The sequence below is a fragment of the Leptolyngbya cf. ectocarpi LEGE 11479 genome (assembly GCF_015207065.1).
GTDB classification, from domain to species: Bacteria; Cyanobacteriota; Cyanobacteriia; order Phormidesmidales; family Phormidesmidaceae; genus Leptothoe; species Leptothoe ectocarpi.
Map to the genome: position 1 here is coordinate 1 of NZ_JADEXP010000282.1, position 8,553 is coordinate 8,553.

The 8,553-nt window shown below is 50.8% G+C and carries 7 protein-coding genes and 1 pseudogene; 1 reads left to right on the forward strand and 7 read right to left on the reverse strand.

Going from position 1 to position 8,553, the window contains the following annotated elements; all coding sequences use genetic code 11:
* A partial coding sequence (locus IQ260_RS22885) for a GUN4 domain-containing protein (protein ID WP_193995401.1) occupies nucleotides 1-1,915 on the forward strand: 1,915 nt, incomplete at its 5' end.
* Between the two features lie 76 nt (nucleotides 1,916-1,991).
* Here the strand turns inward: IQ260_RS22885 and IQ260_RS22890 are convergent.
* The 7 genes and pseudogenes from IQ260_RS22890 to IQ260_RS22920 form a co-directional block, all read right to left on the reverse strand.
* Nucleotides 1,992-2,732 carry a transposase gene (locus tag IQ260_RS22890; RefSeq protein WP_193995402.1) on the reverse strand — a complete coding sequence of 247 codons (741 nt, stop codon included), beginning with the start codon at nucleotides 2,730-2,732 and terminating at the stop codon, nucleotides 1,992-1,994.
* A gap of 67 nt (nucleotides 2,733-2,799) precedes the next feature.
* A complete protein-coding gene (locus IQ260_RS22895; RefSeq protein WP_228016360.1) occupies nucleotides 2,800-3,144 on the reverse strand; it encodes a hypothetical protein in 345 nt (114 codons plus the stop codon).
* Between the two features lie 220 nt (nucleotides 3,145-3,364).
* A complete protein-coding gene (gene hpsP, locus IQ260_RS22900) occupies nucleotides 3,365-4,600 on the reverse strand; it encodes a hormogonium polysaccharide biosynthesis glycosyltransferase HpsP (protein WP_193995403.1) in 1,236 nt (411 codons plus the stop codon).
* Nucleotides 4,593-5,537 (reverse strand): zinc-dependent metalloprotease family protein, encoded by a 945-nt coding sequence (locus tag IQ260_RS22905; RefSeq protein ID WP_193995404.1) that lies wholly within the window; start codon nucleotides 5,535-5,537, stop codon nucleotides 4,593-4,595. The genes hpsP and IQ260_RS22905 overlap by 8 nt, the downstream gene beginning before the upstream one ends.
* Before the next feature lie 256 nt (nucleotides 5,538-5,793).
* Entirely contained in the window at nucleotides 5,794-6,960 is a 1,167-nt protein-coding gene (gene hpsO, locus IQ260_RS22910; RefSeq protein ID WP_193995405.1) for a hormogonium polysaccharide biosynthesis glycosyltransferase HpsO, read from the reverse strand.
* Entirely contained in the window at nucleotides 6,957-7,976 is a 1,020-nt protein-coding gene (gene hpsN / locus IQ260_RS22915) for a hormogonium polysaccharide biosynthesis glycosyltransferase HpsN (protein WP_193995406.1), read from the reverse strand. The genes hpsO and hpsN overlap by 4 nt, the downstream gene beginning before the upstream one ends.
* Before the next feature lie 35 nt (nucleotides 7,977-8,011).
* Nucleotides 8,012-8,553: pseudogene (locus IQ260_RS22920) on the reverse strand (hypothetical protein); the annotation flags it as partial.

Below are 8,553 nucleotides of genomic sequence, written 5' to 3' on the forward strand. Positions count from 1 at the left end.
ACCGCTTTTAGAAGAAGGGTTCGTCCCGCTAAAGTTTAGTGGCAGCGGCTTTAGCAAAAATGCAGCCGGGGATGTGGTGCCCTTTCAGATGGGTACCCAGTCAGAAGAGCTGCAGGAGCTAATGGCGGAGCGAGGAGAACAAGACCCCACAACTATTTGGAATATTCTCTCTGAAGCAAAGTACAATCCACGCTGTCGGTCGATTGCTGTTCAAGCCTGGGGTGGATTTGGTAAGACTACGCTGATGAAGCATCTGGCGTTTACCTATGCCCATAATCCAGGCAAAGCGCGACGAAATAAGGCCCCCAAGCTGGTTCCCGCATTATTGTTTTTGAGAAAGTGGAAAGAGGTACTCACTCGGGAAAGTCCACCCGCCCTGCCCGAGTTAATCGAAAACTACTATATTCCTAGCCTGCCGGAGTTGGATGAGGTCACAGTTCCTAAAGACTGGGCTAAGAATGCCCTGCGGAATGGCAAGCTATTGGTTATGTTTGACGGCTTTGATGAAGTGGCCGAAGCAAATCGACCTGCCATTAGCGAATGGATCAGTGAACAGATCAGAAACTACAGCGAATCCGTGTTTATTCTCACATCGCGTCCGGGGGGCTATAAGCACTATACGGCAGAAAAACCCAAGACCAATCTGTTGGTAAACCCGTTTAACGAAGATCAGCGGGAAGCATTTGTTAGAAAATGGTACAGCTGTCAGGAGCGCTATGGGCGCAGTCAGAGCAAAAAGAATGCGGCGGCGGTCGCGGCCATTGCCAATAAGAAAGCAGATGATTTGCTAGAGCAGATTGAGGGACGAGAAGAGTTACAGGCAATGGCGACAAATCCGCTATTGCTGAATATGATTGCCACGTTTCATCGGTTTTATCCCGGCAGTGAGCTACCCCGTAAGAGAGCAGAACTGTATCAGGAAATTTGTCGCCTGCAGCTAGGAGATCGTCCACGGGCCAGACAGATTGATATGCTGTTGCCTGCAGAGAGTAACCAGCAGGTGCTACAGGCTCTGGCTCTCGAGATGACGAAACGAGATGTGGAGATTATTTCTGACGATGAGCTATTAGCGTTATTAAAAGGATATCTGGCTGTAATTGATGGAACCGTATCGGCAGCGGCGTTAATGAAAAAAATAATTCGCGTCAGCGAGCTGTTAGTAGAGCGAGAGCCAAAAGAGTATCAGTTTGCCCACAAGAGTTTGCAGGAGTATTTGACAGCCGCTGAGATTAAACAGCAGCAGTTAGAGCATTTGCTAATTGAGAAAAATGAAGCGTGGCGGGGAACTGTGCTGCTGTATGCGGCCCAGGTGACACCTACCCTGCTGATCGAAGGACTATGTGATGTCGGTGCAGAAAACGCGCTGACACTGGCCTATGACTGCTGGTATGAAAATTCCGCCAGGCGGATTCCTGAGAGCACCTATAAGCGAGTGATGGAGCTGAGCTATGGGATATTGGAACAATATATGCAGGATCGAAAATGGAAGGAAGCCGACAGATATACCTATCAGGTAATGGTGCAGGCATGTAACCAGGAATCCTATCTGACCCTGCATAACCTGCGAAATTTTCCCTGTGAGGACTTAAACAGAGTTGACGACCTGTGGTTAAAGCACAGCAACAACACACTAGGATTTAGTGTACAGAAGGAAATTTGGCTAGACGTGGGTGGTAAACTGGACTTTGGCAAAGATATCCAGTCGGCGAGTAAAGCCTTCCAAAAGTTCGGTGATCAAGTGGGTTGGCGCGAGAATGGGCAGTGGGTCTACTACCAGGGCATTTCATTTGATTCCCCAGGAGAAAAACCTGGGAGCCTTCCTATTATTGAGAGGATTATTAGAAGATGGGTGGGGTGTCTTCTCTCGCATCCAGGCTTGCAAAGTGTAACCCATAAGGCTTTTCGAAGTTCGTAAACAATTATTTCAGGCATCAGATCTACCTATTTTCAATGGTTTCAGCGATCCGATACCTGGCACCGGGAGAGTCTTTTTATTTCTCCGGATATTTATTCGCCTCGATAAATTTCTCAGTCACCCGTTTGACATCATCTCGGTCTTCAACGCGGGCGTTTTCCCACAGTTCTTGCTGTCCTGGTGATGGCTTTCGTTTACCTTTCTTGGGAATCAACCCCTTCAAAAGCTGGCTACCCCAGGTGTTTTTACGGTCTGACTTGGGCTTGGGCTGATACCGTATGCAAAAGCGTTTATAGGCTTCCGCGCATTCATCCAGGCTGGCTCCCAGATCTAAAAACGCTGGATGCCACTGAGTCAATCCATCTTGAGTTAATCGCTCATAGCTGCCATAGTTACTAAAATCATAGAAAAATCCCCGCTGCATATCGGCCGCTTTGGGATTGGCATGGATATACCGAATCGTATTCAGGGCTCGACGATAGTCACCCATAGGAAACCCGCTACTGTGGTATCGCTTTTCCCAAAAGTGGCCGGTGCGGTTGAGCATCCGGTTAAAACACATGGCTGTATACCAGTTGAGCCAGTGCATTGCCTGGGGCAGGTCCTGAGGCTGTTGGGGCTCGATTAGGTAATGCACATGATTACTCATGATGCACAGGGCATAAAGTTTAAACCCATATTTCTTCTGACATTCCTGGATCGCGTAAAGTAATACCGATCGACATTCATAACGAGTGAGACGAAATTCGCGATTGTTGCAGCGGACGGTGATGTGATAACAAAAATCTGGACGAAGAATGCGTTTTAACCGTGGCATTGTCAGATAGGGTGCGTCGCGACACACCCTACAGCTTTCGCCTTTCGCCTTCCTACTTCCGCCTTTCTTAATCCACCCTGACGCGTTTGGTCAAAATCGCCATCATTTCATTGGGTCGCCCGGTGGGCAAGGGTTTACTCCAGTCGTTGGGCTCGGCATAGTTGAGCCTGTGGAGCAGCGTCATGGTATTACGGATGGCGGTGAGACTGCCGTACAGCGTATGGTTGATGTTTTCGTACTGATACTCAGGCAGAGAACCATCGGCAGGCGGAACGTTGGACGCACCTGCGCCCTGGTCGGTATTGCGAAACATGGGATCCTGGTCTCCAAATAAACATGGTGGAGCCAGAACCCAATAGTCAGCGGCTCCGCGAAGATTGTGCAAATCGGAGCGCTGATCAATAATGACCAAAGCAGCCTGGATTGCTGGTTAATCCGGGAGGTTAGCTGTCAGCAAGGTGTTCTCAGCACCTGCTGGCAGTGCCAAATATTGAGTTCTGATTTAAGGCGGCGACGGTTAATCACAGCCCTGAAAAGAACATACGTCCTATGGATGGTAGTCGTCAAGTGAAGGATTGTTACTGGTTTAAAGACGCATCTCCGATTGTTGTGTCCCTTCCAGTGGACACCCTTCAGTTAGCCCTGGGTTTCGAACCCTGGGCGGGCTGACGCTTCTTTAACAGCTGATGGTACTGCTCGATCATGCGTGTTGCGATCGCATCCCATCCATAGTTCTCCTGTGCAAATGCCCGACCATTCTCTCCTCGTCGATTGCGTTCTGTAGCATTCGCAAGCGCCTCAGTCAGCGTCTCAGTCAGAGCCGTCTGCTCACAGGGCACGACCCAGCCGCTTTGACTGGTTTTAATGTCCTGCCAAATATGCACCTGGTCTGAAATCACCACCGGCTTACCCGCTATCATCGCTTCGGCTACTGCGATGCCAAAGTTCTCATAGTATGACGGGAGTACAAATACATCTGCCGCCTGTAGGATTTGGGCCTTGAGTTCGCCGCCGACAAAGCCGGTAATTGTGGTGCAGTGGGTGAAGGAAGAGTTGTTTATTTGGTTTGCGATCGCATCCACATACCCCTGATCTTGAGGGTTACCACCGCTGAGAATAAAGTGAAATTGCTGACCTGTCTGCCGCAGCGCTTGCAGAGCAGGCAGTAACAAATCCAGCCCCTTTTTCGGATCGATCCGCGACATAAACAGCACAATGGATATCCCCTCGGAGATACCATAGCGCTGCCGCACCCGGCGCTGTGCTTCAGCACCACTACAGGTAAACTCAGGCAGTACCACCCCCAACGGCAGCACCAGATCTCGAGTAGCTAACCCAAAGCGCTCTGAGACCTTGGCTTCCTGCTCACTGGTGAAATGTAACGCAGCTGCCCCCTGGATATTGGGTTGCTCCAGCAAGGCCGCATAGACCTGCTTAAACTGTTTTTTCTTAGCTAAATCCGCCGGGTCGAGGGTGCCCAGGGGTCGCAAAATGTAGGGTAGCTTTTGCCAGCGGGCAACCATGGCTGCCGTACTGCTCACGGGCGAAAACAGCGCATGGATGTGGGCTAGGTCGTATTCAGGCCCATGGCGCTGTAGCCACTGCAGCAATGGCAGCGAAAACTTGTAGCGCTGAAACGGCGCACAGCGAAAATAAAGGGTGTGATAGCCGTTGGTCTCGACCGGCTGATTGAGCGGCACATCCAACGGAGCCTGTCCTTCATCTCCATTGGCATCCGTGGTTAGTACAGTGACCGTCACACCCTGTTTGGCTAGAGAGCCGCTTAGCCCCCGCACCATTTGGCTTGGCCCGCCATATACCAACGAGATAGAGGGCACAATTTGTAAAACCTTTAGAGCCTTAGCCATGGCTGGACCGACAGCTGATGCGACGATGAATATGCTGTCCTAGGGGCAGTAGCAACAGCCAGGGCAAAAATGAAGACGAGGGTTCAGGTATGGAAACTGGGGCTGCTGCCGCTGTCTGGCTAGGGGTTAGGGATGCGATCGCATCGGCTGTAGGATAAGGCTGACGATGAGCATGGGGACTATGGACGTGAGGATGAGGATGAGAATGAGGATGGACGTGAGAATGATGGACATGGATCGGGGCATCAGCTGCCGTCACCAGTAAAGTATCTTCATCGGCGGCTAGGTCTTTCAAAAAGTCGCTATCTTGGACATGTTCAATCTGCTCTGGGGTGAGCTGCGATAGCTTGTCTCCATCTGGAAAAATATCGTCAATAGATTCGGGTACTGTCCGCACACCACCACTACTCATCAAATTATTAGCATCACCTGCCCCAAATGTGGAATGGCGCAGTCCCAAATTGTGGCCGATTTCATGGGCAATCACATCCAAGCGTCCGATGCCGTTATTAAAATCCAAAATGTCATCGCTAATCAGTACCCCATTGAAACCAACCCAAGCATTCCCAAATTGAATCAAACCGTTAGATGACTCAATCACATCCACAAACCAAAGATTGATTGGCCCGCTGGTACGAGTAGAGTCAGGATGGCGACCAAAGCTGCCGGCACTACCGGTGAACGATAGGTCGAAAAATTCGTCATCGTCAGTGGTCAAGTAGGTGCTGTCATTCAGCTGATTAGGCGGTAAAAATGTAATGTCAATATCCGCCTGGTCCCAAATTTTATCGGCAATGGTTTCAAAAAGCTCGACCTGGGCACAGACCATACCGCCGTCATCACAGACCTGAATCGGTTGAATTTCTAGAGCTAGTCGATCAGCCTCGCTCGATACCGGGGTGGCTTCACTGCTGCTGCCGCTGCAGGCAGATGCCATCAAGGTCATACCGACCGCTATCGATAATCGACCTACCCATGAGTTCTGTGAGGTTCGCGCTACAGTCATAACCACCGGCTGTATTCAATGTATTTCGTTGACTTGTTTTAGTTTAGACAACTTTAGACAACTTCCGGCTGGACTACATCGAGACTTTAAGAATAATCACCCAGGACATTTGTTATAAAACTTGTTAAAGACCCTCGCCGTAATTTTCTAAGAGTTGTATGGATTAGCCTTTGAGTCTGAAGTCAACTTAAGCTGTCAGTAATTCTTGGTAAAACGCTAAAAGCTCTGTGGCTAGAGCCTTATTGGTATAGTGCTCCAGGGCTCGCTTATATCCTTTTTGAGCCAGTGCCTGCTGCTGTTCCGGCTGTTGGATTAGCTGGCTGAGTCGGTCAGCTAAAGCGGCGTGGTCCCCTTCTGGAAATACCAAACCGCTGTCAGCAATTACATGGGGAATCTCGCCAGAGTCTGAGCCGATGACTGGTACCTGACAGGCCATGGCCTCAATTAACACGTGGCCAAACTGTTCTTTCCAGCCGATAGACGTTAGGGTCTTAAACGCATAGGTGGTTTCAGACGGTAAAACCAGCGTATCCATCAGATTAATATAGTCAGGTACCGCGTCGTGGGGTACACTTTCAATCCACCGGATGCGCTCGGCAATCCCCAGGGTCTGAGCCTGGGTCTGGAGTTCATCCTTGAGAGGGCCACGACCGAGGAGCACCAGTGTCCAGGGCAGGTTGATCAGGGTCTCCAATGCCTTAAATAGGGTAAATAATCCCTTTTCAGGGACAAAGCGCCCCACAAACCCCACCACAAAGTCCTCGTCGGCAACTGACAGCTGCTGGCGCAGCTGGGGCTGGGGCCGGGGACAAAACAATACTTCATCAACGCCAAGCTGAGGCATAACCCGCACCGGACCGTGGTACCCACGCTCTTTGAGAATATCGGCTCCGTCCTGGTTACCCACCACCAGCCCATCGGTATGACGCAGGTTATACCCTTCTAGCAGCGAAAGGGGAAATTTGAGTTCGTAGGGTAAATTCCACCAGGTAAAAAAGAGAGTTTTGGCTCTTCCCCCCAACAGTTTATTTAAGGTGATCAGCTCAGCATAGCCCAGGGACTTGGAGCCTTGCTCAACTTGAATGATGTCCGGCTGAAACGTTCTGAGTAGTTCAACAATTCCCCAACCAAAGCTCAACAATCCCTGGTTGTTTTGGCTCAAGTTAGCCACCGGCACCACCCGAAAAGATCCGTCTTGGCGCGGCTCTGGTTCAACTATCCGATTTTGGACACCACCGGGATTCCAGCGTTTAGGGACCACTACTGTGACGTCATGGCCCATGTGGGCCAACGCTCTCAGCTTCTCACAGTTTAGTTCCACAATGTAGCTGTGGCTGGCAACTAAAACTTTCATGGGCTGGTGACTGCTTTGGTTTGGAGCCCAGCTGCAGGCATGGTTTGGGCGGGGAGGCTAAAGAGTCTACCCTGGCTAGAAAATGTGGTTACCAAGGTCCAGCAGGCTTGTAAAAAGCCCAGGGTATAAAAGCCCAGTCGGCTGATGATTTTAATCGGAGAACCACTTTTGTTGCAGGGAGGGTTACCGAGCACATGGCAGTCAAACAGCCGCCCAGAAAGCCGCAGCAGCTGCCAGGGAGTGAGGTTTTTTAGCGCCATTAAAAAATGGTTGTGATAGAAAGTTAGCTGGTATTTCAGCGAACGGGTGCTGATGTCGTGGCAGCCGCCGGTTTCTTCTCCCAGGTGAATCAGGTTAGCCTCTGGGTCGTACCAAATTTTGAGACCGGTGCGGCGAAACCGCAGGCAAAAGTCTGACTCTTCACGGACGGCACTGCCTTGAAACCGCTCGTCAAAGCGGAGGCCGTGGGTGGCAAACACCTCTCGTCGAAAGGACATATTACAGCCTCGGGCCGTGAGTACCTGCTGCGGGTTGACCGTGTGTACCAGGTCAATGTGATACCAGGCAATGCCAGGGTCCATGGCCTCTGGAGGCAAGGTTTGAATTTGCTTAGCGGCATTGGACTCGGCTAGCTTCATCCGGTCAAAGACGCGACCGGCCACAGCGCCAATATCCGAGCGGGTTTGATAGCTGCGGGCATGGGCTGCTAAAAAGCCTTGGGGCAGTTCTACATCATCATCTAAAAACAGAATGATATCCCCATGGGAGCGTTCTACGGCGTAGTTGCGAGCGGCGGGAAGACTGGCCCAGTCCACTGTGTAGAGGGCGACTTTGGGGTTGGTGCTCAAGCCGTTGAGATAGTCTGTCGTGGCGGGCTCATGGGTCTGGGTCTGATCGACAATGATCACTTCAAACGTCGGGTAGGTTTGATTGAGCACATTGGCAATTGTGCTACACAGAACCGCCTCTCGACCATAGGTGGGAATGACAACCGAAATAAATAACTCTGACGCCATAGGGATAACTAGGTGGGTAGACTATCGCTGCTGTATTAGACGAGTTGGGGGGCTTCTTTAGGGTCTGGATTGGATGATTTTTTGCGCGATCGCCGTTTTTTCTTCGGATTGGCCAGCTCCCGTTCCTGCTTATCCAGGGTAGGAATCTTTAAGGCAATGCCAGCCGCTAACCAGTAGTAAACCGAGACAGGATCCACATCGAGGGGATAGTAATAAGGAAAATAGCTAATAAACAAGATAAACACCCACATGGAGGCTGCATAGCCCCGTAGATTCTTATCCTTGGTCTTGCGATACGCCTTGAAGGTGGCCACCGTCACCGCTGTGTATAACACCATCATAAAGAGCAGACCCAGCGGACCCAGCTCATAAAGCAGTTTAGGGTGATAGGTTTCCACCAGACGGACATTCCCAAAAATCCGAGCCCCGTTGGTGGCTCTAGCAACACCATTGCCTAGGATGCCTTTCTGGGCATCCATCACCTCCTCAAACTGCTGGATCACAAATTCATGGGGGGGCGAGGCATCCCAACGAGCCTGAAAACTATCCACCCGCTCTTGCAGCAGCTCTGGATTGC

Bases quoted from the DNA above. Each gene is read 5' to 3' on its own strand.
- IQ260_RS22890 (WP_193995402.1), bottom strand. From the start codon at position 2,732: ATGCCACGGTTAAAACGCATTCTTCGTCCAGATTTTTGTTATCACATC.
- hpsP (WP_193995403.1), bottom strand. From the start codon at position 4,600: ATGGCTAAGGCTCTAAAGGTTTTACAAATTGTGCCCTCTATCTCGTTG.
- IQ260_RS22905 (WP_193995404.1), bottom strand. From the start codon at position 5,537: ATGGCATCTGCCTGCAGCGGCAGCAGCAGTGAAGCCACCCCGGTATCG.
- hpsO (WP_193995405.1), bottom strand. From the start codon at position 6,960: ATGAAAGTTTTAGTTGCCAGCCACAGCTACATTGTGGAACTAAACTGT.
- hpsN (WP_193995406.1), bottom strand. From the start codon at position 7,976: ATGGCGTCAGAGTTATTTATTTCGGTTGTCATTCCCACCTATGGTCGA.